The following is a 22,793-nucleotide window of genomic DNA, read 5'->3' as shown; positions in this document are numbered from 1 at the left end:
CGCACAGGGCGTGCATCTGTGAAAGTGTTATGGAAAGGATGGCTTAAGTTACAAGCCATCCTGGAAGGCTACGATTTAGCAAAATCTCTTGAGTCAGACTTGTGATCAAGAGACAGCTTAAAAAGCGCCTTGCTAACAAGTATGTGTGCTTAAAACATGTCTTGATAGGAGTTTGTTGTGCTAAACGTAATTGCTTTTTCAAAGCCTGGTAAATGAATACTTTGCTCGTCTATTACAATGTCGTTGTCGTCAATAAGTCCGTCGCCAAAGCGATAAATAAGCTCGTACTGGCCTAAATCTGCTTGCGTTTGATACGTTTTCTGCGAAGCGCTAACCACACTATTTTTCTGTGTGTAACTAGTCATAACATCATCGCCATGGCGCTTAGCAAGCATTTGCATTGTTACTTTTGGTGAAAGTACGGTAGCTGTTGCATTGTTACCGCCAAAGCCTTTTGAATTTATAAAAGCAATATCCATATCAGCGCACTCGTAATGGCTATTACGAATATCAAGATGGTCGCTATAAACATCATCAGCCACTTTATCAATAGTGGTAATACCCGGCATAATATTATGACTAAATATGCCTAACGCAATCGCTAACTGGTCACCACTTGCAGGTGCAATAGTATGGCCAACATATGCTTTTGGCGCAGTTACTTTCCAGTTATCAATAGCAAAGGTTTGTGCCACTTTATGATAAATTAATGACTCGGTTACGCGGTTTAACGGCGTACTTGAACCATGGGCTAATATAAAGCTGCGCTGTTGCAGGGCTTCTTTACCTAATAAGCTACTTGCCAGTGCCGCCGATTTTGCCATAGTAATGTAGTTACCCGGCCCTGGTGAAGTAATTGACTTTTTAATCCCGTCGGCATTTACAAATACATCTGGCACACACCCCATAATGTCAGCGCCTAACTCTAGTGCTAGAGCATCATCCATTAAAATAGCCACTTGCGCGCCTTCACCTAGCGTAAAGCCACAGTTTTCGCCAAACGGGCGGCTACTTTTACGATAGTCGGGCTCACCTGTATTACTTAAGTTATCTAAACGGCGCAAACCTTCAACGTTTGCCAGTGCGCTCATGTTACCAAAGCCTTCTATAACCTCTGGCGTAATAGCACATTCAACACTGGCTACCACAGCAACGCGGGTGCGCCCTGCTTGTATATCGTTAACCGCTGCGCGTAAGTTATATAAAAACGTAGCACATGCGCCCGAAGTTGAAAACGTAGTACCTACGTTGCCCGTTACATACGCATTAATAAAGTCGGTCGACATAGTATTTAAACCCAGCGCTAACTGCTTAGTGCTAACACGGTCGCCTTGTTGGCGCGCTTTTACTAAACCACCTAGGCCTTTGTCGTCCATTTGGCCAATTACCGATGCTGAATAGGTACCAATTTTATCTGGCTCTACGCTATTCATAATATGCTGCCAATCAAGCCCAGTTGATTTAATCGCATCAGTAGCTGCAAAAATAGTGGCTTGCAAACCACGAGGCTGATAGCGGCTGTTATACATAACTGATGGATCAAACCCAGTCGGAAATTGCCCAGCAGATTTAATTGGGTTATCGCGTGTTGAGTCATGCTTTACGTCTAAGTCGGCTGCAATAGTTACTTTAACTTTTTTGCCTTCAAGCTCTTCAACTTGCCAGCTAGCTGGAACAGGTGCAGGTAAGTCGCGAGCACGCGTTTCAAACACAATTGCGTTATCGCTTGATGCGCTCAGTGTCATTTTTTGCTGCCACGGTGTGGCATCGGCATCAAAGTGTTCTTTTTCAATTTTACGAATAAGTGTACCGGCAATAATCTGCTCACCAAAGCGTGCTTCTATGTCGCTTTGCTCAACATTATTACCTTGTGTATCTTGTAATTGGCCGTTTACAACACTTACTAGATTCATCAGTGTGGCGAGGCCTAAAAATGTTTCACTGCGATCTTGAGCATTTAAACTATTTAACACGATACGGCGATAACCTTGATGAAAAGAAGTACGGCCAGCAGCGTTAATGCCACCCATGCCTACTATAACGGGTAATGCAGTCATAATTTACCTTTAAAAAGCGTGTTATTAGAAGAACAGGCAGTTTAAATGGATTACGCACTATATATTGTGCTTTAATAGCCAAATATTCAGCACAAAAGGCCAAAACGTACTGGTCGGAGCATTTATATGACTGAAAAAAACACTAATCCACCATTAAACATTGCTATAGCGGTTTATCCGCACTTATTAGTTACCAGTTTAACGCTGCCTATTGAGATGTTAAGAGCCGGCGAAGCCTTTGCTAGAGGCCATATTGATAAGCAAAGTTTTAGACCGCTTGCTATAAATTTAGTGGCTAAAAATGCTGAATCTATAGCTACTCGCGTAGGCCTTGCGATAATTCCTGATTGCATAACAACTAATGCGCCCTACAGCGATTTAATTATAGTGCCTGGTATTTGGCGAAACCCACGCCCTGTAGTGCGTACAAATCAAGACGTAGTTGATTGGCTAAGCGAGAGCTTTAGCGCAGGCAGCCATATAATTGGTGTAGGCACTGGCAACTGCTTAGTAGCTGAGGCTGGCTTACTTGATGGGCACCCTGCTACAACCCATTGGCACTACGCCAATCAATTTAGCCACGACTACCCGTTAGTGCGTTTAAAACCCGACTTTTTTATAACCCAGTCAGAACGCATGTACACCGTAGCAAGCCTTAATGCCCTTGCAGATGTGATCGTACATATTATTAGTCAGTATTATGGCAAAGCTGCAGCGCAGCATGTTGAGCGCAATTTTTCCCACGAAATACGTAAACCCTACGAAGATCAACGCTATCTCGAGGGTGCAGTTGACCGCCACCCCGATGAGCTAATTGCGCAAATTCAATTTTGGCTAAAAACGAATTTAGCCACCGAGCTAAACTTGCAAGAAGTCGCTGCCCAATTTAGCTTAAGCTATCGTACTTTTACGCGGCGCTTTAAAGCAGCTACCAACCAAAGCCCTATTGAGTATTGGCAACAGTTACGCGTAGAAGGTGCTAAAGAGTTGCTCGCTTCGTCAAATTTATCAATTCAGGAAGTAGCGTTAGAAGTAGGCTATAATGATCAAGGTCATTTAACGCGAATATTTAGAAAAATATTGAACCAAACACCCAGTGAGTATCGTAAAGTAGTGAGAAAAAAATTGTTTGGTTAATACTTTAAAAACAAGCCAAGCTACTGTATTAATATAAACCATTAACTAAAACACAAGGAAGTTGGAAATATGCATGTAAATTTTAGTGAAAATTTACTATTAGATATTGAAGCAGAGACTGATCTCAAAATTAGACTAACTCGCTTGCTAGCACTTATTCGTAAACACCTTGATATGGACGTTGCTTTTATTTCTGAGTTTAAAGACTCTAAACGTATATTTAAATTAGTAGATACCAAACGCCCTAACGAGATTGTAAAAGTAGGTAATTTTGATCCCATAAACGAAACCTACTGTAATAAATTAGCCAATAATGAACTAGATAATATAATACCTGACACCAGTAAAAATAGTATAACCCGCGATATGCCGGTTACTAAAAAGCTTAATATTGGCGCTTATATTGGGGTGCCAATTACCTTATCTAACGGCGATATTTATGGCACATTTTGTTGCTACAACGAGCAAAAAGACGACACATTAAACAAGCGTGATCTGGCGTTTTTAAATTTAATTTCAGATCTGGCTTCACAGCTTATTGATACACAAATACAAGACAATGAAGCAAAACAAATTATTAAATCTAACGTACTTAATATTATAAACACAAACAAGATTGAAATTTACTATCAGCCTATATATAGCTTAAACACAAATAAAGTTTCGGGTTACGAATCCTTGTCTCGCTTTTTTGTTGAGCCCTATAGAACACCTAACATTTGGTTTGATGAAGCAGCACAGTTTGGTTTAGGTGAAGCCCTAGAAATGTTGGCAATAAACAATGTTTTAGGCAATATGAGTCATTTCAATAAAGAGGTGTATGTGTCAATTAACACCTCTCCAGAGCATATACTAAGTGATGCCGTTGCCAATGCATTAGCTGCTATTTCTGATTGCAGCAATATAGTATTGGAGGTAACCGAACACTCTCCTATTGCCAACTACAATGAAATGTTAACGGCACTCGCGCCACTGCGTAAAAAAGGCATACGCCTAGCTATAGACGATGTTGGTGCAGGGTATTCTTCTTTTCAGCATATTTTGGAGCTACAAGCAGATATTATTAAGCTTGATATTAGCCTTACCCGAAACATTAATAGCGACCGTCGAAAATATTTATTAGCTAAAGCATTATGCGGATTTGCTAAAGACATTGGTTGTAATATTATTGCCGAAGGCATAGAAACACTAGAAGAAATAAACACCCTCCGCAAACTAAATGTCGATAAGGTTCAGGGCTATTATTTAGGCCGCCCACAAGCACTTTGCGATGCTTTAGTGCATCAAAAATTAGTATTAAGTTAGTTATAAACTTAATTATAAAAACGCCACTTTATAAGTGGCGCTCTGTTTCATTTTCGCTCTTGCGATAATAGCGCTTTGAATAAATTTTAACTTTAGTGTGCACACCTTTACTTAAGCTTTTAAACTTAGCTTCAAGCACATCAACACCGTATAAAATACCGACCACCAGCACAGAAAGCTTAATAGCTGCGCCCAAGTTTTCGGTGGCTATCATTACGCCAATAGATGCCAGCACCCAAATAGTTGCTGCCGATGTTACTCCTACCACAGCGCCGTCTTTAGCTAGCATTACGCCTGCGCCCAAAAAGCCAATACCAGTAATTATTTGTCCCACTACGCGAGAGTGGTCAATTACATCGCCTTGTAAATTAAACGCAGTGGATAAAAACAAATACGTGCCCAGCGTTATTAGGGCTGATGTACGAATTCCTACAGGTTTGCCACGCAATTGGCGCTCTATTCCAATAATGGCACCGCAAAAAGCCGCAGTACCAATAGCTGCCCATGAATACGGGGCTACATCAATTAAATCTAAAAAAGTCACTGTTAACCTTATATTTTATTAGCTATAGCCACCGCCGTTCTTAAACGTTGGCTACCAAACGCTGACATTTTACTAAAATCACTTCGCGCAATAGGTACATATTGGCAATCGATTGCGAGCTGTTTGTCGTTACCGGGCTCACAAAATGGATCGTGAACATACACGCAATGCTCATCAAGGTGTGTAACACACACCCAGTGTGGCGACTTTTTACCATCAAAGCTGTATGTACTAATTAATAACAGCACACTAAAGCCTTTACTTAACCACTGCTCAATATGTTCAAGCTCTACATCTTTATGTGTAAGCGGTATATTTGCTTGCGCTATACCATCTACAAATTGCTGATGCACCGTAGCTAACACCACTTTTTTGTTCTCATTGCGTACGCCATCTAAAAACAAAGGCTCTGTGGTATTAACCATTACCTCGCTTTTAAAACCACGCTTATTAGCAGCAAGTGCCAAACCAAACGGATGGCAACCACCATGACCCGAGGTCATAAAAATGGTGGTACCTTCACGCCAAAGTGCCAGCTCATGTGATTGAGTTAGCTCAGTTGTTAGCTCAAGTGCACCCATTGCCATTAATAGCGCAGCAGGCCCACAAGTAAACTCGGTAGTTTGCTGATACCACGGCGTTAAACGCGCCACTTTTAACTCACTTGTTTGTCGAATATTTTTTTGCATTCGTAGTGCGTCACTGTGGTCATCGTAATAATCGCTATATTGACCAAACACTCTGTAACCTAAGCTTTTATAAAGCCCAATCGCATCTTCGTTATTTACAGCCACTTCTAAGCGCAAGTACAGCCGAGCGCGCTCACACGTTTCTTTTTCTAGACTTGTAAGCAGTGCTTTTGCAATCCCCTTACCTTGCATTGTGGGTTTTACAGCAAGCGAATATAAGCGCGCTAAACGCGTGCCTCTATGGCACCACACTAGCCCATAGCCGCATATTTGCTCGCCACTTTCTGCAACGAGTAAAATACCGTGCTTAGCACTAAGCCAGCGCTTTAAACTACGCGGGCTTAATTTATCGTTATTAAAGCAGGCATTTTCAACGTCAATCAGTGCATTTAAATCACTGCTAAGCGCCTTTCGAATAACAAGGTTGCTCATGTTATTACCCACGGCCTCGTGCTTCTAAGCGTTGTTTAAACTCATCCATAATGATCATGTATAGCTCATCGCCTAAATAGCCATCTTCTACTTTGTGATCAATACTTGGGTTATCGTTTACTTCAAGCACGTATGCTTTGCCTTGATGCTCTTTAACATCTACGCCATATAAACCCCTACCCACTGTTTTACATGCTTTTAATGCTGCATCTAATACCGCTTTTGGTAACTCAAAGGTTGGCAATGTTTCAAAGCCACCAGAGAAAAACCGTTTAGCATCGTGGTTATAAATTTGCCAATGATTACGCGCCATTAAATAGCGGCATGCATAAATTGCACGGCCATTTAACACACCCACTCGCCAATCGTATTCGGTATACATGTATTCTTGTGCAAGCACTAATGCGCTATATTCAAACAGCTCTGTAAGCTTAGCGGCAAGCTCATCACGGTTTGAAACTTTAAACACACCTTTTGAGAACGACCCTTCAGGCATTTTTAAAACAAGCGGATACGTAAACGCTTCTTCTAATTGCTCAAGCGTTTCATTTGCTTGATCAGCCACTACAACCGTTTTTAAACTTGGCACTTTTTGATAATTAAATGCATCGTGTAAATACACTTTATTACAACAACGTAAAATAGACTCAGCATCGTCAATAACCACTAAACCCAGGCTTTGCGCTTTGCTTGCAAGGCGATACGTTGGGTGGTCAATCGCTGTAGTTTGGCGAATAAATAACGCATCAAACTGGGCAATGTTATCAATTTCGTCAAAGCTTAATGCTTGTGCATAAATACCGTGTTTAGCCGCTGCTTTAATAAAACGTGCAATGGCGTCTTTGTCACTCGGTGGTACTTTTTCGTTATGATCAACAAGTATTGCCATGTCCCATCTAAAACGACGTTGCACAGAACTAATACGCCACTGCGTTTTAGTAAAGTTATCTAGCTTGGCTACAAATTCGCTGTACTGCTGCTCGCTTAAAGACGACATCGAGCCTTGTTGCAATAATCCTTGTTCATCAACAAATAAAATAGGCGCTGGGTATTGTTTAAATACCGACTTTGCTGCTTTTGATTGTAAATCGTTTTGGGCATTACCAAAGTAAAGTGTGCCGTCTATTTGACCCACATTTAATATAGGAGCTTGGCCACTACGAAGAGCATTAATGGTTTTTACACTGGGTAAAACTTGGTGCTTGCGCGCCTCTGCAAGTAATGAGCAATAGTAACCTTTGCTCAAGTATTGGCTTGAGTCGCACAGATTAATAATGCGTGTTTTTGGTTCGTTATGTTTTGGGTAATCACGTAAGTAGGTATTAAACGTAATTACATTTTCGAACGATTGAGCAAGCGTTTGCTCGTTGTTATCAACCACAATTAAGGTTTTAAACACGACTTTTCCTAGTTAAGTCAAAATATAAAAAGCATGCTTAGTAAAATACTAAGCATTATAAATAGAAACACCCATCGTACTAAGTGGGCATTGCGCGAATCACTTAATATGATGGGTGCTTTAACAGGTACCTACTGTACGAGTTAGCGCTTAAATTGCTTAAGCGACATGTGCTTTATATGCCCTTTTTTAAAAACGCACAAACGAGATATTTTTAGCGTGAAGATGAAAAATATTGATTAACTAATAATGCAGATTAAAATACGCAAAACAATACCTTATGAGAGTTAAAAATGTCGCTGCCTGCTTGCCCAAAATGCCAATGTGAATATGTTTACGAGGACCAACAACTGCTTGTTTGTCCCGAGTGCGCCCATGAGTGGAACCCAAATAATACAAGCGATGAAGACGCAATTTTAGTAAAAGATGCCAATGGCACTTTACTTAATGATGGCGATAAAGTGACCGTAGCCAAAGATTTAAAAATTAAAGGCAGCTCGCAAGTCATTAAAATTGGCACAAAAGCGGTAGTGAGACGTGTACTTGATAAAAAAGATCATGAACTTGATTGTAAAGTAGATGGCATTGGCGAAATGATGGTAACAGCGAAGTTTGTGAAAAAAGCTACCTAAAATTGGATATTTAAAATATAGGATGTTATATGAGATGTTTGGATGGCTTTTTAATAATTGCTTTTTATAATAATTAGTATGGGGGGTCATACTAATTTCACTCAGGGATTACCTACTTGTTAGCTGTATATTGCGTTAGCAACAAAAATTTTCGTAAGTCTCGTTCTTGTCTCATTACGTGCAAAATATATACTTTATCGTTATCTTTTTTGTAAAATATACGACAAGGATTCACGACCAGTTCAAGATAATTTAGGTTAGCTAACTCAATTGGTTTTTTACCTGATTCAGGAAAGGGTTCGAGACGTTCAACTTTTTCAAATATTTTGGCAACCAATTTTTCGCTGACTGCAAATTGCTTAATGCGATATATTCAGCAATATCGTTAAGATCATCCAAAGCTGGATTAGTCCAAATTATTTCAGCCATTTATTCATTTTATCTTTAGCTTCAACATTCGACATCGTTTCACCACGACTTGTTGCCTGCTCTCCTTTTGCAAGAGACTCAAGAATTTGCATACGCTTTTGCATAAATTCATAATCATCAACATCTACTAAGTATGCAGATGGTTGCCCATGTTCAGTTATCAACACAGGTTCTTTAGAGGAATGAAGTTCAGATAATATCTTCGTTGCTTGACGCTTCAATGTTGTGACTAGTTCTACTCTCATAATAATCCCCAAACAAATGTATCACTATAGTAGCACCGAGTAGCCAACTTGGGAAATACAACAAACGAGGCTGTAAAACCACTAAAATCAATTAAAAAGGGAGCACCTAACGTCAACCCTGCTCATTTTTAAACTATTAGGTACTTCTCATTATATGCCTTTGTACAAATTGAAATACACACCACGTTACGCTATAAAACATAGCTGTAGGTTGGATAAATGGCAAAGCTATGCCATCCGACAATTAATTTATGATTATAAATAAGCGATTATTACGTTGGCATAGCTTTTTCAGATGGTGTTCTCTTAAAAAACCAAAGCTTTATAAAATCTCTACCACAACATATTCGTGGGCTTTACCTGCAATTGTTAACGTAATTTCATCATAAATCTGTTTATTTAGTAACTGCTTACCCATTGGTGCGCCGGGTGTTACAACAGCAATTGCGTGCTGTTTAACGTTTACTGTTAAACCACCAGCGGCTGGGCCTAAATAAAACCATTTTTGCGCTGCGTTATCATCTTCTAAACACACCAGCGAACCGATAGCTATTTTGTCGGTTGGCTTTTCGTTAAAGGCAGGCTCAAACAACTCTATGCTTTTATAGCAATCGTTTACGCGCTGGGCTTGGCCTTGTGCTAAATAAGCGGCTTCGAGCCCTAGGGTATCGTATTTATTTTCGGCTATGTTTTCTTCATGTGTGGCGGTGTCGTGCGCAGTTTTTGCCGCTACTTTTGCTGTTGTAAGCTGCGCTTCTAGCGCAAAGCGAAGATGTTCGATAACGTGGGTTTTATTCATGGGGATTAATACAATACAGGCTGTAAAAATAAGGTAGCTAGTTTAACATTTTTGCTAGGCTTAAAACCATTGTTTTAAACCCCGCAAGTTTGTTGGGAATACTAGCGGGGTATAAATAAGCATTAAACTAACAAAGAGCCGCTGATTGGTTGGTACAGCTCTTTGCTTATGCTTTATTAAAAACCTTATGGCATATCTAATAATGTTTGCGTGTGGACATCTACTTTAACTTCGTAGTTTTTAGCGCTTAAGCCCAATAGTTCCGGCAAGGTTGCCGCTATACAAATAGACGAGAACGTACCCACTACAATGCCGGTAAATAATGCAATAGCAAAGCCTTGCAGTGGTGCACCTGCAAGCAACCAAACGCTCGCAACCGTTGCAAGTGTGGTACCCGACGTTATTAAGGTGCGCGTTAGCGTGCTTTTAATCGCATTATTAATAATAATTGCTGGGCTAAGTATATTGTTTGATGGAACACGTAAAAGCTCGCGCACTCTATCTCCCACTATTATTGAGTCGTTAAGTGAGTAACCAATAATAGCCAGTAAACTTGCCAGCACGGTTAGGTTAAATTCAATTTGTAATAGTGAAAATAACCCAAGTACGAGTATCAAATCGTGCACTAGTGCAACCACAGAGCCAACCGCTAATCGCCATTCAAAACGCACTGCAAGGTAAAGCATTACCGCAATCATTGCAGCAAACATGGCTAAACAACCCTGATCAAATAACTCATCGCCCACTTGTGAGCCAATATAAGCAGACGATAATACCTGTGCGTTTATATCATCGTTTTGCGTAACAGCGCTTTGCCAGTCAGGGCTATTAGCTGTTATTGATGTAGTTGATGCACTTGGCGCTTCTCTTAATTGAAAATGACTATTACCTTGCGCGGTTAGCTCAAACTCACCGGTATGATTTTTAGCAATAAACGATTGAAGCTCTTTTAGTTCAACACTTTGACTGGTTGTAAACTCAGTTAAATAACCGCCGGTAAAATCTAGGCCAAAATTTAAACCTTTTTGCGTAAGCGTGAATACAGATAGCAGCACTAAAATGGCACTTAAAAGCATGCCCATAAAGCGTAAACGTGTACCCTTTTCACCTTTTAAAAAAGTGTTAAGCATGTGCTTTTACTCCTACTTTTTTTCCCATTTTCAGATACAACGTTTGGCTTAATATTTTTGATACGTACACACCTGTAAATACAGACGTTAAAAGCCCCAGTGCGAGTGTAATGGCAAAACCTTTAACGGGCCCGTAGCCTATGCCATATAAGATAAGTGCGGTGATCATGGTGGTTATATTGGCATCAAATATTGTATTTGCGGCTTGTTTATAACCCTCTTGAATAGCTTGATATGGTGCACGGCCTTGGCGACGTTCTTCTTTAATGCGTTCAAATATTATTACGTTAGTGTCTACCGCCATACCTATGGTTAACACCAGGCCTGCAATACCCGGAAGCGTTAACACAACCCCTGGTAATAATGACATTAAGCCCACAAGCGACGTTAAATTTAATATAAGTGCCACGTTTGCAATAAGGCCTAAACGACGATACCAAAGCGCCATAAATGCAAGCGTAATACCCATGCCTAACATAAGCGCGGCTAAGCCATTACTAATATTTTCGCTGCCGAGGCTTGGCCCTATTGTTTGTTCGTGCACAATTGTAACGGGCGCTGTAAGCGAGCCTGCGCGAAGTAACAATGCCAGATCGGCTGCCGCTTGTTGGCTTTTCATATTGGTAATACTAAAACGCGAACTTAAATGCTGAGCAATATTGGCAACGTTAATAATTTCGCTTTTTTTAACGACTTCGCCTTTAGCGTTTTGAGAGTACTCAGAGTAAACCGTCGCTATTGGCTTACCAATATTGGCTTTTGAAAACGCCGACATTGCATCCCCGCCTTGGCCGTCTAGGCTTAGCTGTACCAATGGTTTACCCCAATCGTCGCGGCCTATGTTTGCATTATTAATATGATCGCCTGTAAAAATTGGCACAGGATCGAGCTTTATGGTCCCGCCCGATTGCATATTAAATGTTTGCCCGCCAATTTCTTTTAATTGATAAAAACCAAGCGATGCTGTTGCACCAATAATACGTTTTGCTTCGGTTGGATCTTGCACGCCCGGTAGCTCTATACGAATGCGATGTTTTCCTTGTTGCTGTGTTACCGCTTCGGTAATGCCTAACTCTTCAATACGTGAACGAAGGGTTGTGAGTGTTTGCCCCATTACTTCTTTATCAAAGCTGCTTCGGCCTTGCTCCGAATAACTAAATTTGGCAGTTTTAACGCTGCCGTTATTGCTTGTTACAACGGCTAAATTGGCAAATCGGCTTTGTAGCTCTTCAATAACGGGGGTTAACTTGTCTGTTGCATTAGGCAATGCGTTTATTTCAAACCCGTGCTGAGTTTGCTGCGCTTTTACGCCATGTGCTTTTTGTTTAATAATGATTGATTTAGCTTGTTGATACGCACTGACTAACTGCTCATCAACGGCTTTATCTAAATCTACGTCTAGTACAAATAGCACACCGCCATTTAAATCAAGGCCCAGCTTTATTGGTGATAAACCAAAATCTTGTAACCATGTAGGGCTGGTTGCATGCTCAACAATTTTAACTTGCGTGTTTGGGTATTGCGCTTTTATAGCCGCTTGCGCCTGAGCGCTTTTAGTTGGCTCGTTTAAAAGTACATTAATAGTTGATTGCTTATCTAAGCCCTGCTCAACCTCTAACCCTTGGTTATTTAAAAAAGTAACTAAGGTTTTAGTGCTTGGTAAAGATTGTGTTTCGCTGTGCGGCACGGCACTGATATGCAACCACGATTTATTTGGATATAGGTTTGGTAATGCGCTAATAGCTAATAAAACCAATACTATTAGCATGGCGATATAGCTTAATTTAAACTTAGCCGTAGACGGCTTTTTATCTTTTTTAAAACTTAACATGTTTAATCCTTATTGCCAGCAAAGCTAGCAACGTACTTTTTAAAAGCACAATTAATCTGCAGGCTAAAACTTTAAAGTTAAAACCTAATAAAATTAAATAAGGAAAATCAAGCGTGGTAGGTAGTTACAGCTCTGTAGAGTAAGTTTACGTCTTTCCAGCCACTCAAGCGCGACTTTTTACTATTAGTTACAAGCGTATACCAAGGCTGTATAGGATTAACGGCTCTTGGTGGTAAGAATATATGCCTAACAAGATTTTGAGCAAAAAATTCAAAAACCACATCGTATTCTGGCTCACTTTGAACAGTGTGCAAAAACAATGATGAATTATTGGCTGTTAACCTTGGTTGGTGCGCGTCAAAATCGGTTTGATGCGTTTTTTTATGCTGCGCAGTATCTACAGACTTACTAATAGGCTGTATTTTAGTTAAATCACCAATATCAGTAAGCGAAACCTGCGTACTAACAGTAATATTTAAATTTTGTGAGGCGCCCATAGCATTGCTCTGCACACTAAAAAGTGCAGCAAGTAGCAAAAAGGCAGTTAAAAACACTCTAAATTTAAACATTCACGTTTTAAAACTAAAATAAGGGATGCGTAGTATATAAGGGCAAGCATTTAAAATACAATACTTATTAATTAAGTATTTAGTTTTAACAGAGATCACTAATGCGCCCCAAACAAAGCACAGAAAAACGACCAGATGCCATGAATTTACGCCAAAGTGTAAAAACACTGTGGCCCTACCTTACAAAATTTAAAGGCCGTGTTTTTATTGCACTTATGGCGCTTATAGGCGCAAAAGGTGCCACTTTGTTGATGCCGTGGGCACTTAAAGAAATTATAGACTCGGTAGATAAGTCAATTAACCCACTGTTAGTTATCCCCGCTTTATTGTTATTGATGTACGGTGCACTGCGTTTTGCTAGCGTATTTTTAGGTGAGATAAGAGATGCTGTATTTTCTCGCGTAACCGAGCACGCAATGCGTGATATTGGTTTAAAGGTATTTAAGCATTTGCACTCACTTGAGCTGGCTTTTCATTTAGATAGGCAAACCGGTGGTATTAGCCGCGATATAGAACGCGGTACAAGTGGGTTAAGCTTTTTAATGCGTTTTTTAATGTTTAACATTGTGCCTACTTTATTTGAAATACTGACTGTTGCGATTATTTTTGGCACGTTGTTTTCTGTTTGGTTTGCGCTGATTACATTATTGGCAGTCGCTATTTATATTACCTTTACTGTGGTGGTTACTCAGTGGAGAAACCGCTTTATTAGAGAAGCAAACGCTGCCGACAATCAAAGTAATACCCGCGCTATAGACAGCCTACTTAATTATGAAACTGTAAAATATTTTAATAACGAACAGTTTGAAGCAAAAACTTACGACACCTTTTTAGCAAACTGGGAAAAAGCCCGTTTAAAAAATAGAATGTCGTTGCTCGCCCTCAATTCAGGCCAAGCACTTATTATTGCTTGTGCTATTACCGCGTTAATGTGGTTGGGCTCAACCGAGGTAGTTGCAGGTACGCTTTCTATTGGTGAACTTGTGATGATTAACGCGTATATGATTCAATTGTTTTTACCGCTTAACTTTTTAGGCTTTGTGTACCGCGAAATAAGACGAGCCCTAACCGACCTTGAAAACATGCTTGGGCTACTTAACAAAAAACCACAAATAACCGATGCACTTAATGCTAAAGAGCTCAATATTAGCCAAGGTGAAATAACATTTAATAATGTAAGTTTTAGTTACGATGCGCATCGCCCTATTCTTAATAACCTTAGTTTTAGTGTTAAAGCTGGCAGCAAAGTAGCCATTGTTGGTGCCAGTGGTGCAGGTAAAAGCTCATTGGCGCGACTGCTTTATCGTTTTTATGATGTAAGCACCGGTGAAATTAGCATTGATAATCAAGTAATAAACTCAGTAACACTTAATAGTTTACGAACAGCCATTGCAATAGTCCCGCAAGACACCGTGCTGTTTAACACCACCATTCGTGAAAATATCGCTTACGGTAGACCATCAGCAAGCGATGCTGAAATTGACGAAGCCATTGCTATGGCGCATTTAAAAGACTTTATAGGCACACTTGATAAAGGCGATAAAACACTGGTTGGTGAGCGCGGTTTAAAAGTATCCGGCGGCGAAAAACAGCGTATTGCTATTGCGCGCGCCATTTTGAAAAAGTCCCCTATTTTAATTTTTGATGAAGCAACATCTGCACTCGACTCTCATTCTGAGCAAGCAATACTTGCTGCAATGCGCGAAGTTGCCAGTAATCATACGAGTATTGTTATTGCTCATCGCCTTTCTACAATTACCGATGCAGACACCATTATTGTGCTCAAAGCCGGGCAAATTATTGAGCAAGGTAAGCACGATGAGTTACTTACTCTCGACGGAGAATATGCCCGTATGTGGGAGCTCCAGCATAAAAAATAAATAGTGTGTAACCCCTCTTAGCTCGGATACTTTTAAGTATTCGAGCTAAATAAAGCGTTTATAGAACCTATTAGCCTTTCTCTTTTCTCCTATATTAGTTTTACCGAGCACTGTGGTGATTCACCTCAAAAGATTTGTTTGTCTGATTAATATCAATAACAATCGATAAGTTAAATATTCGTAACAATAAAAATAATTCACTGCTGCTTTAATTCAATCAGTGATATTCAGGAGTAAGTAATGAAAAAGAGTTTAATTGCCGCAGCATTAGCTGCCACATTTATTACCGGTTGTTCAGAGCCGCAAACAACAAAAACACACGAGCAACAACCTAAAGTAGCCACTGCAGCAGTGACAGAAAAAGCAGAGTTAGGTAGTTTTGGTGTTGATCTAACAGCTCGTAATGAAGCCGTTAAACCAGGCGATGACTTTTTTATGTATGCCAGCGGCACGTGGTATAACAACTACGAAATGCCTGCAGATAAAACCCGCTATGGTGCATTTTCTGGATTAGCTGAGCGAAGCGAAGACGATGTTAAAGCTATTATTGAAGAAATAGCCGCACGTAAAGACTTAAACGCAGAAGAAAAACTCGTTGCTGATTTTTACAATGCCTATATGGATACCGAAACACTCAATAAACTAGGTGTAGCACCTATTAAGCCATTGTTAAGTGAAATTAGTGATATAGCGTCGACCGACGATTTAGCTGAGATGTTTGGTAAGTCTTGGTTAACCGGTAATAAAGCCCCTTTTGGCGGCGGTATGTGGTTTAATCGCCTAGACCCTAACAAATATGAAATGTCACTAGGTGCTGGTGGTTTAGGCTTACCAGATCGTTCTTACTACCTTGAAGACGCTGAGCGTTTTGTTAAAACCCGTACAGCTTATGTTGCTCACATTGCTGACATGCTTAAGTTTGCAGGAGTAGAAAATACCGCTGAGCGTGCTCAAGCAATTGTTGATCTTGAAACCAAAATTGCACAAGGTCATTGGCCCCGTGAAAAGCGCCGTAATCGCGATTTAACGCTAAACCAAATTGAACGCGCCGATTTAAGCACTACTTATCCTGGTTTTAACTGGGATTTATATTTTGCGCAAACAGGTTATAAAGTACCTCAGATAAATGTATCTCAACCTGAACCTATAAAAGCGATGATTGAGCTAATCAATCAAGAAGATATTGCAGTATGGAAAGACTACCTAACGTATCATGCTATTAGCGGTAACGCAGGCTTACTATCAGAGGAAGTATTTAATACTAACTTTGCTTTTTTTGGCAAAGAACTAAACGGACAACAAGAGCCTCGCCCTCGTTGGAAGCGTGCAATAAGTGAAATGTCAGGTACAAGTTCGCTTGGTTTTGCTATTGGTAAAATATACGTAGCACGTTACTTCCCTGAGTCATCAAAACAACAAATGTCAGAGCTGGTTGAAAACCTACGTACAGCCTTGGGTGAACGTATTGATAACCTAGAGTGGATGGGCGATGAAACTAAAGTAAATGCGCGCGCTAAACTGGCTGCCTTTGTACCAAAAATTGGTTATCCCGATGTTTGGCAGTCTTATGATGGTTTAAACATTACTAAAAACGATTTAATCGGTAATGTGAAAAACATGCGTGAATTTTTCCATGCAGAAAGTGTTGAAAAAGAGCTACAAAAAACAGACCGTAACCGCTGGGGCATGACGCCACAACGCGTAAACGCTTACTACAATAGCTCGTTTAATGAAATTGTATTTCCGGCTGCGATATTACAACCGCCGTTTTTCGATCCAAATGCCGATTCGGCTGTAAACTATGGCGGTATTGGCGCTGTAATTGGTCATGAAATGGGTCATGGGTTTGACGATCAAGGTTCAAAATCAGACGAAAACGGTGTGCAACGTAATTGGTGGACTGATGCTGACCGCGCTGCATTTGACAAAAAAGCCGATCAACTGGCTGCGCAGTACAGTAAATACGAGCCAATCGAAGGTAACTTTGTTAATGGTCGAAATAGCCTTGGCGAAAACATTGGTGATGTAGGTGGGCTATCAATGGCTTATCACGCTTATAAGCTCAGTTTAAATGGTAAAGAAGCGCCTGTTATTGACGGCGTTACTGGCGATCAGCGTTTCTTCCTTGCGTGGGCACAAGTATGGAAAGAAAAACGTACTGAGCAAAGCATGCTTAACCAACTGCGTGGTGGCACACATGCCCCTGGTCGCTTTAGAGCACAAGCGCCGCGTAACCACGATGCATGGTACAAAGCGTTTGATGTAAAACCATGCGATGCGTTATACCTTCCTGAAGATGAGCGTGTACGTATTTGGTAAGTAACACTTACTTTTTATTACTTAGTAAGGCAACCTGTTATACAGGTTGCTTTTTTATTGAATTAAATTTACACATAATAGATATAATTCCAACGTCTAGAACCCTCGATGATCCCATTAATAAAATACAGTTTACATGGCTTTTAAACGTTACCGTTTTAATCTGTTTTAATACTTACTAGCCCTTGAATGCATTTACCTTTAGAATACGCATTATAATCTTATTCTATTATTTACATATATTAAGGCGAAACGCAGATGGGAAGAGCTTACCAAAACAAAAAAGATTCAATGGCTAAAACTGCGGGTGCTAAAACTAAAGTTTATTCTAAGTACGGCAAAGAAATTTATATTTGTGCAAAAAACGGCGGTGTAGATCCAGATGGTAACTTATCATTGCGTCGTTTAATTGAACGCGCTAAAAAAGACCAAGTACCAGCACACGTTATTGACCGCGCAATCGACAAAGCAAAAGGCGGCGGCGGTGAAGACTACGCAGCAACACGTTACGAAGGTTACGGTCCTGGTAACTGTATGATTATTGTTGACTGTTTAACAGACAACAACAAGCGTACCTTTGCTGATGTACGTGTTTGTTTTACCAAAGCAAATGCTAAAATTGGCGCTCAAAACTCTGTGTCACATTTATTTGATCACCTTGCTATTTTTGTATTTGACGGTGATGACGACGAAGCAGTACTTGAAGCTCTTATGATGGCTGATGTTGATGTAACTGACGTAGAGGTAGATGACGGTAAAGTTACTGTTTTTGCTCCTCACACAGAGTACAACAATACACGTACAGCGCTTGAAGAAATGGGCGTGACTGAATTTGACGAAGACCTAATTAGCTTTGTGCCACAAATTGAAACGCCGATTGAAGGCGAAGACGTTGAAGTTATGGAACGCTTTTTAGCAATGTTAGAAGATTGCGACGACGTGCAAAACGTTTACCATAACGCGCAATTCTAAAGAGCGATTTAGTAAGTTAGAACGACTTTAAGCCAACAGCTATGTTGGCTTTTTCATTTTTAGAACATGGTATTAATATGAACTCCCTTAAAGAGCTTAAAAGTGGCAAACTTGTTGGTGCTACTCGCCTGCAATTGGTAGAAGAGCTAACGACATTTCCTGAAGAAATTTTTAGCTTAGCTGACACGCTTGAAGTTCTCGATTTATCAAATAATAATTTATCAACACTACCTGATGAATTTGCCTGTTTAACACACCTGAAGCGTGTGTTTTTATCGTTTAATCAGTTTAAGCATATTCCTAAAGTGCTCGCTAAATGCCCTGCTTTAATTATGGTCGCGTTTAAAGGTAACCAAATTTCTGAATTTGCTTTAAACAGCCTGCCAAAAAATATTGAGTGGCTAATACTCACCGATAATACGTTAAGCGAATTGCCTGAAGATTTTGGTAATTATACCCAGCTTAAAAAGCTCGCGCTTGCGGGCAATCAACTTAAGCAACTGCCAAGTAGTATGGCGCAGTGCAAAAACCTTGAGCTTGTTAGGCTCTCTGCTAATAACTTAACACACGTAGACGGCTGGCTGTTTGAATTGCCTAAACTTGCTTGGCTTGCATTCGCCGGTAACGATTTTAATAAAGCCCAGAGCCTTACAAAATGCAGCTTAGAAAATAAGCCTCTTGACGATTACACGCTTAGTCATGTTATTGGCCAAGGTGCATCGGGCGTTATTCATTTAGCGCAAGCTGCTGATAGGGCTGTAGCTATTAAATTATTTAAAGGTGCAATTACCAGCGACGGCTACCCGCTTGATGAAGTAAATTGCTGCTTACAAGCAGGCGATCACGCTAATTTAATTAAGGTACTTGCCTACATAGAGCAAAGTGATCAGCTAGGTTTAGTGATGGAGCTAATAGATAAAAGCTTTACTAATTTAGGCCTGCCTCCAAACCTTGAAACCTGTACGCGTGATACCTTTGATGATGATTGCCATTACTCAACTCACGCTATTTTAAAAATTGCACAGCAAATGGTAAGTACGCTGCATCACTTACATATTTGTAAAGTAAGCCATGGCGACGTGTATGCGCATAACACCATGATAAACAAAGATGCTGATGTATTATTTGGTGATTTTGGTGCAGCCACAAACTTAGCCATGTTAAGTGATTATCAACAAAAGCAAATCGAGTTAATTGAAGTACGTGCATTAGGGTGTTTAATTGAAGACTTATTAGGCACGGTAACTGGCGATGATAGACAAAGTGAGCTCTTTGTTAAAATGTCCGATATGGCAAAATGTGCTATGCAACCTGCATTAAATCAAAGACCAACATTTACTGAGCTATTAGCTGAGCTAAAATAAGTTTAATATTAATAATATAAGCGAGCAAAATGTAACACCTTGCTCGCTTTTATTTTATGTTTATTCGGATTTTCCGCACTTATTTAGTGCGCTTAAACGGGTAAACCTGTTGTTTAAGCATACCTACGGGCATGTAATCCCCGACTACACCATACGCTTGTGGCCACTCTTTTTGGCCTTTAACAGCAGTACCAAACACATAATCTAAAAACGAAAAATGTGCAGCGTAATTTCGGTCAATCGCGGCTTTATCTGACGCATGATGCCAATGATGAAACTGCGGTGTAACCATAAAATACTTTAGTCAGCCAAATTTCACACGTACATTTGCATGATTAAACACAGCCTGTAAACCCACAATTATTACGTACAAACTAATTATTTGCTGTGAAAAACCAAGTACAAATATAGGCGTGAGCACTAAGCTGCGCGTTACGAGTATTTCAAGAATATGCTGGCGAGAGCCCGCTAACCAATCCATTTCTTTAGCACTGTGATGTACGCCATGAAAGCGCCATAATAAAGGGACTTCGTGATAGGCACGATGCACCCAATACTGCATTAAATCTGCCACGAGTATTATTAAAAACAACTGCACTATAAAGGGTGTTTGCTCTATATAACCTTGTACTGTAGATGATACAGCCCAGCCAAAGCCATAATGCACAAAGTGGTTAGTAACGAGTAATACAAAACCAATAATTAAATGATTTACAAAAAAGTGGTTTAAATCGCCCCGCCATTCGCTACGTAATATTTTTTGATCTTTACGATGAGGTAATAACTTTTCAATCACAATAAATATGAGTGTTGAGCCGAGTAAATCTAAAATAAACCAATCAAGCCCTATATAAGGTGTGTCGGTAGCAAATTCGTTTACTTCAACGTTTGGTCCGCCAAACATAATAGCGAGTAAAATAAAAAACCACGCTGTAGCCCCTAAACGCTTATTGGTATTACGTACAAAGTTAAGTAATCCTAAACTGCCCGAGACCAATAATCATGCAAACATAAGCTGACGTAAAAAGTCGACGCTGTAGCTTTTTCTCAGCTCTGGTGTGGTTAAGTATTCAGGGAAGTGAAACGCTAATACGCCTAAGCAACTCAGTATTGCTAAAAAGCAGGCTATGTAGCCACTTATGTTGCCCTCACCTATCTGAAGATGATTTGTGCGAAATACTTTTCGCGATAAAGCTCTGATCATTTTTATTATTCCTTGCGTCGTTGAGTTGATTAAATACAACGAAATTCCTTTGATTTACACACCCACATATTAACAAAATTTAGGGTATAAAAAATACAAATAGTTCCCTCCTAATTTTGAATTGCAAATATACAGATAAACCAAACGCAAAAAAGCCACGCAATGCGTGGCTTGGTTGGATAAAGCTAAACTTTTACAAGGTCAATTATAAGTACTGACCTAATGCTTTAACTTGGTCTAACATGCGGTTTGAGAAACCCCACTCATTGTCGTACCAAGCCATTACTTTAACTAGTTTGCCATTGGCTTTAGTTTGCGTTGCATCAAAGATAGACGACGCTGGGTTATGGTTAAAGTCGATAGAAACAAGCGGAAGCTCGTTATATTCTAAAATACTCTTCATTGAACCCGTTGATGCTTCTTTCATGATTGCATTGATTTCTTCTGCAGTCGTATCACGCTTAGTGATAAACGTAAAATCAACTAAAGAAACATTGATTGTAGGTACACGTACCGACATACCATCTAATTTACCAGCAAGTTCTGGTAATACTAAACCAACAGCTGCCGCAGCACCTGTTTTAGTTGGGATCATAGATTGAGTTGCACTACGCGCACGGTATAAATCTGGGTGGTATACGTCAGATAAGTTTTGATCGTTGGTGTAAGCGTGAATAGTCGTCATGCTACCTTGCTCAATACCTACTGTGTCGTTAATTGCTTTTGCAATTGGCGCTAAACAGTTAGTAGTACAAGAAGCGTTAGAAATGATATTGCTATCAGCATTAATTACATCGCTGTTTACACCATGCACTACTGTTGCATCTAAACCAGTACCTGGAGCAGATACGATTACTTTTTTAGCGCCTGCAGTAATGTGCTTAGCAGCGTCATCACGTTTAGTGAAAAAACCAGTACATTCTAAAACGATATCTACGTTTAGCTCTTTCCACGGTAAGTTTGCAGGGTCACGCTCTTGCGTTAACGTAATTACGTCATCCCCAATTAGCATAGTGTTGTTTTCAAGTGTTACTTTTTTAGAAAATTGACCATGAACTGAGTCATACTGCGTTAAATGTGCATTTACGTTAGCTGGTGCTAAATCGTTAATTGCTACAATTTTAATTTCGCTGTTTTGAGCTGACTCATAAAGTGCACGTAAAACATTTCTACCGATACGGCCGTAACCGTTAATTGCTACATTAATCATTTTAGACTCCTATTTAAGTTCACTTGCTTGGCGAGCAAGCGCTTCAATTGCTTGCCAGTCTTTATTTTCAATTAGTTGTTTATCTAGCATCCACGTACCACCAACACAAATAACGTTGTTAAGCGCTAAATAATTAGGAGCAGTTGCTAGGCTAATGCCGCCAGTTGGGCAAAAAGTAATATGTGGTAATGGGCCACCGATTGATTTAAGCATAGCTGTTCCGCCTGCAGCTTCTGCTGGGAAGAATTTTAAATACTTAAAACCATGCGACGCAAGTTGCATAACTTCACTTGCAGTTGCAGCGCCTGGTAAAAATGGTATATCTGATGTTTTAGCTAAAGCAATAAGCTCATCGCTCACACCTGGACTCACCATAAAATCTGCACCAGCAGCAACCGAAAGATCAAAACTTGCCTTGTCTACTACCGTACCAGTACCTACATAGGCTTCAGGTACTTCTGCTTTCATTAGCTTTACAGCTTCTGCAGCAATGGGTGTACGTAGTGTTATTTCTAAGGCTTTTAAGCCACCGTTGTATAAAGCTCTTGCAAGTGGTGCTGCATCTTCTAATTTTTCGATTACAACCACTGGCACTACGGGTGCCGATGCTAAGATTTTTTCAATACTCATTACTTGTTCCTCATTA

The 22,793-nt window shown here is 40.0% G+C and carries 18 protein-coding genes and 2 pseudogenes; 7 read left to right on the top strand and 13 right to left on the bottom strand.

Annotation, left to right across the window (positions count from 1 at the left end; genetic code table 11):
- Positions 1–149 precede the first annotated feature (149 nt).
- On the bottom strand, positions 150–2,057 hold the full coding sequence (locus I6F10_RS02970) for a beta-ketoacyl synthase (RefSeq protein ID WP_197098420.1): 1,908 nt from the start codon (positions 2,055–2,057) through the stop codon (positions 150–152).
- Positions 2,058–2,183: 126 nt separating this feature from the next.
- Here I6F10_RS02970 and I6F10_RS02965 point away from each other — a divergent pair, with 126 nt between their 5' ends.
- Both I6F10_RS02965 and I6F10_RS02960 read left to right on the top strand, forming a co-directional pair.
- The gene (locus I6F10_RS02965) at positions 2,184–3,194 is read left to right on the top strand and encodes a GlxA family transcriptional regulator (protein WP_197098419.1); all 1,011 of its coding nucleotides are present in this window, start codon (positions 2,184–2,186) and stop codon (positions 3,192–3,194) included.
- 69 nt (positions 3,195–3,263) lie between these two features.
- On the top strand, positions 3,264–4,499 hold the full coding sequence (locus I6F10_RS02960) for a sensor domain-containing phosphodiesterase (RefSeq protein ID WP_197098418.1): 1,236 nt from the start codon (positions 3,264–3,266) through the stop codon (positions 4,497–4,499).
- A 28-nt stretch (positions 4,500–4,527) separates the two neighbouring features.
- On the opposite strand, the gene I6F10_RS02955 is transcribed toward I6F10_RS02960, so the two are convergent.
- Genes I6F10_RS02955 through I6F10_RS02945 form a run of 3 tightly spaced genes read right to left on the bottom strand, consistent with a single transcriptional unit; the run spans position 4,528 to position 7,563 of the window.
- Positions 4,528–5,043, bottom strand: coding sequence for an MgtC/SapB family protein (locus tag I6F10_RS02955; RefSeq protein WP_024605988.1), 516 nt, complete (start codon positions 5,041–5,043; stop codon positions 4,528–4,530).
- Positions 5,044–5,051: 8 nt separating this feature from the next.
- Positions 5,052–6,164, bottom strand: a complete 1,113-nt coding sequence (locus tag I6F10_RS02950; RefSeq protein WP_197098417.1) for a GNAT family N-acetyltransferase/peptidase C39 family protein — start codon at positions 6,162–6,164, stop codon at positions 5,052–5,054.
- A 4-nt stretch (positions 6,165–6,168) separates the two neighbouring features.
- On the bottom strand, positions 6,169–7,563 hold the full coding sequence (locus tag I6F10_RS02945) for a RimK family protein (protein WP_182195523.1): 1,395 nt from the start codon (positions 7,561–7,563) through the stop codon (positions 6,169–6,171).
- 293 nt (positions 7,564–7,856) lie between these two features.
- On the opposite strand from I6F10_RS02945, the gene I6F10_RS02940 reads away from it, so the two are divergent.
- Positions 7,857–8,195, top strand: a complete 339-nt coding sequence (locus I6F10_RS02940; RefSeq protein ID WP_188160833.1) for a zinc ribbon domain-containing protein YjdM — start codon at positions 7,857–7,859, stop codon at positions 8,193–8,195.
- Between the two features lie 112 nt (positions 8,196–8,307).
- Here the strand turns inward: I6F10_RS02940 and I6F10_RS02935 are convergent.
- From I6F10_RS02935 to I6F10_RS02910, 6 genes and pseudogenes are all read right to left on the bottom strand, one after another.
- A pseudogene (locus tag I6F10_RS02935) lies at positions 8,308–8,624 on the bottom strand (type II toxin-antitoxin system RelE/ParE family toxin).
- Positions 8,612–8,869 (bottom strand): type II toxin-antitoxin system Phd/YefM family antitoxin, encoded by a 258-nt coding sequence (locus tag I6F10_RS02930; protein WP_197098416.1) that lies wholly within the window; start codon positions 8,867–8,869, stop codon positions 8,612–8,614. Before I6F10_RS02930 ends, I6F10_RS02935 begins: the two are co-directional and overlap by 13 nt.
- Positions 8,870–9,191: 322 nt before the next feature.
- Positions 9,192–9,668 (bottom strand): GreA/GreB family elongation factor, encoded by a 477-nt coding sequence (locus I6F10_RS02925; RefSeq protein WP_096792984.1) that lies wholly within the window; start codon positions 9,666–9,668, stop codon positions 9,192–9,194.
- A 185-nt stretch (positions 9,669–9,853) separates the two neighbouring features.
- Positions 9,854–10,798, bottom strand: a complete 945-nt coding sequence (gene secF / locus I6F10_RS02920; protein WP_197098415.1) for a protein translocase subunit SecF — start codon at positions 10,796–10,798, stop codon at positions 9,854–9,856.
- A complete protein-coding gene (gene secD, locus I6F10_RS02915; RefSeq protein ID WP_197098414.1) occupies positions 10,791–12,629 on the bottom strand; it encodes a protein translocase subunit SecD in 1,839 nt (612 codons plus the stop codon). The genes secF and secD overlap by 8 nt, the downstream gene beginning before the upstream one ends.
- Before the next feature lie 107 nt (positions 12,630–12,736).
- The gene (locus I6F10_RS02910; RefSeq protein WP_197098413.1) at positions 12,737–13,198 is read right to left on the bottom strand and encodes a hypothetical protein; all 462 of its coding nucleotides are present in this window, start codon (positions 13,196–13,198) and stop codon (positions 12,737–12,739) included.
- A gap of 101 nt (positions 13,199–13,299) precedes the next feature.
- On the opposite strand from I6F10_RS02910, the gene I6F10_RS02905 reads away from it, so the two are divergent.
- From I6F10_RS02905 to I6F10_RS02890, 4 genes are all read left to right on the top strand, one after another.
- Positions 13,300–15,078 carry an ABCB family ABC transporter ATP-binding protein/permease gene (locus I6F10_RS02905; RefSeq protein ID WP_197098412.1) on the top strand — a complete coding sequence of 593 codons (1,779 nt, stop codon included), beginning with the start codon at positions 13,300–13,302 and terminating at the stop codon, positions 15,076–15,078.
- Between the two features lie 240 nt (positions 15,079–15,318).
- Positions 15,319–17,397, top strand: a complete 2,079-nt coding sequence (locus I6F10_RS02900; RefSeq protein ID WP_197098411.1) for a M13 family metallopeptidase — start codon at positions 15,319–15,321, stop codon at positions 17,395–17,397.
- Positions 17,398–17,655: 258 nt separating this feature from the next.
- Entirely contained in the window at positions 17,656–18,369 is a 714-nt protein-coding gene (locus tag I6F10_RS02895; RefSeq protein WP_002959761.1) for a YebC/PmpR family DNA-binding transcriptional regulator, read from the top strand.
- Between the two features lie 41 nt (positions 18,370–18,410).
- Positions 18,411–19,733, top strand: a complete 1,323-nt coding sequence (locus I6F10_RS02890) for a leucine-rich repeat domain-containing protein (RefSeq protein ID WP_231619865.1) — start codon at positions 18,411–18,413, stop codon at positions 19,731–19,733.
- Between the two features lie 79 nt (positions 19,734–19,812).
- Here the strand turns inward: I6F10_RS02890 and I6F10_RS02885 are convergent.
- From I6F10_RS02885 to eda, 3 genes and pseudogenes are all read right to left on the bottom strand, one after another.
- Positions 19,813–20,937 (bottom strand): annotated as a pseudogene (locus I6F10_RS02885) (sterol desaturase family protein).
- Between the two features lie 205 nt (positions 20,938–21,142).
- Positions 21,143–22,147: a type I glyceraldehyde-3-phosphate dehydrogenase gene (gene gap, locus I6F10_RS02880; protein ID WP_002959757.1), complete on the bottom strand. Its 1,005-nt coding sequence runs from the start codon at positions 22,145–22,147 to the stop codon at positions 21,143–21,145.
- A 9-nt stretch (positions 22,148–22,156) separates the two neighbouring features.
- Entirely contained in the window at positions 22,157–22,777 is a 621-nt protein-coding gene (gene eda, locus I6F10_RS02875) for a bifunctional 4-hydroxy-2-oxoglutarate aldolase/2-dehydro-3-deoxy-phosphogluconate aldolase (protein WP_002959756.1), read from the bottom strand.
- Positions 22,778–22,793 lie beyond the last annotated feature (16 nt).

The organism is Pseudoalteromonas sp. SWYJZ98, assembly GCF_015864495.1.
Classification (GTDB): domain Bacteria; phylum Pseudomonadota; class Gammaproteobacteria; order Enterobacterales; family Alteromonadaceae; genus Pseudoalteromonas; species Pseudoalteromonas distincta.
Note: the sequence above shows the minus strand (reverse complement) of the source record. Positions and strands in the feature narration are given on the sequence as shown.

Coding starts and splice junctions, on each gene's coding strand:
- I6F10_RS02910 (WP_197098413.1), bottom strand. CDS start 13,198: ATGTTTAAATTTAGAGTGTTTTTAACTGCCTTTTTGCTACTTGCTGCA.
- eda (WP_002959756.1), bottom strand. CDS start 22,777: ATGAGTATTGAAAAAATCTTAGCATCGGCACCCGTAGTGCCAGTGGTT.
- secD (WP_197098414.1), bottom strand. CDS start 12,629: ATGTTAAGTTTTAAAAAAGATAAAAAGCCGTCTACGGCTAAGTTTAAA.
- I6F10_RS02960 (WP_197098418.1), top strand. CDS start 3,264: ATGCATGTAAATTTTAGTGAAAATTTACTATTAGATATTGAAGCAGAG.
- I6F10_RS02965 (WP_197098419.1), top strand. CDS start 2,184: ATGACTGAAAAAAACACTAATCCACCATTAAACATTGCTATAGCGGTT.
- secF (WP_197098415.1), bottom strand. CDS start 10,798: ATGCTTAACACTTTTTTAAAAGGTGAAAAGGGTACACGTTTACGCTTT.
- I6F10_RS02895 (WP_002959761.1), top strand. CDS start 17,656: ATGGGAAGAGCTTACCAAAACAAAAAAGATTCAATGGCTAAAACTGCG.
- I6F10_RS02930 (WP_197098416.1), bottom strand. CDS start 8,869: ATGAGAGTAGAACTAGTCACAACATTGAAGCGTCAAGCAACGAAGATA.
- I6F10_RS02970 (WP_197098420.1), bottom strand. CDS start 2,057: ATGACTGCATTACCCGTTATAGTAGGCATGGGTGGCATTAACGCTGCT.
- I6F10_RS02905 (WP_197098412.1), top strand. CDS start 13,300: ATGCGCCCCAAACAAAGCACAGAAAAACGACCAGATGCCATGAATTTA.
- I6F10_RS02940 (WP_188160833.1), top strand. CDS start 7,857: ATGTCGCTGCCTGCTTGCCCAAAATGCCAATGTGAATATGTTTACGAG.
- I6F10_RS02900 (WP_197098411.1), top strand. CDS start 15,319: ATGAAAAAGAGTTTAATTGCCGCAGCATTAGCTGCCACATTTATTACC.
- I6F10_RS02890 (WP_231619865.1), top strand. CDS start 18,411: ATGTTGGCTTTTTCATTTTTAGAACATGGTATTAATATGAACTCCCTT.
- I6F10_RS02950 (WP_197098417.1), bottom strand. CDS start 6,164: ATGAGCAACCTTGTTATTCGAAAGGCGCTTAGCAGTGATTTAAATGCA.
- gap (WP_002959757.1), bottom strand. CDS start 22,147: ATGATTAATGTAGCAATTAACGGTTACGGCCGTATCGGTAGAAATGTT.
- I6F10_RS02925 (WP_096792984.1), bottom strand. CDS start 9,668: ATGAATAAAACCCACGTTATCGAACATCTTCGCTTTGCGCTAGAAGCG.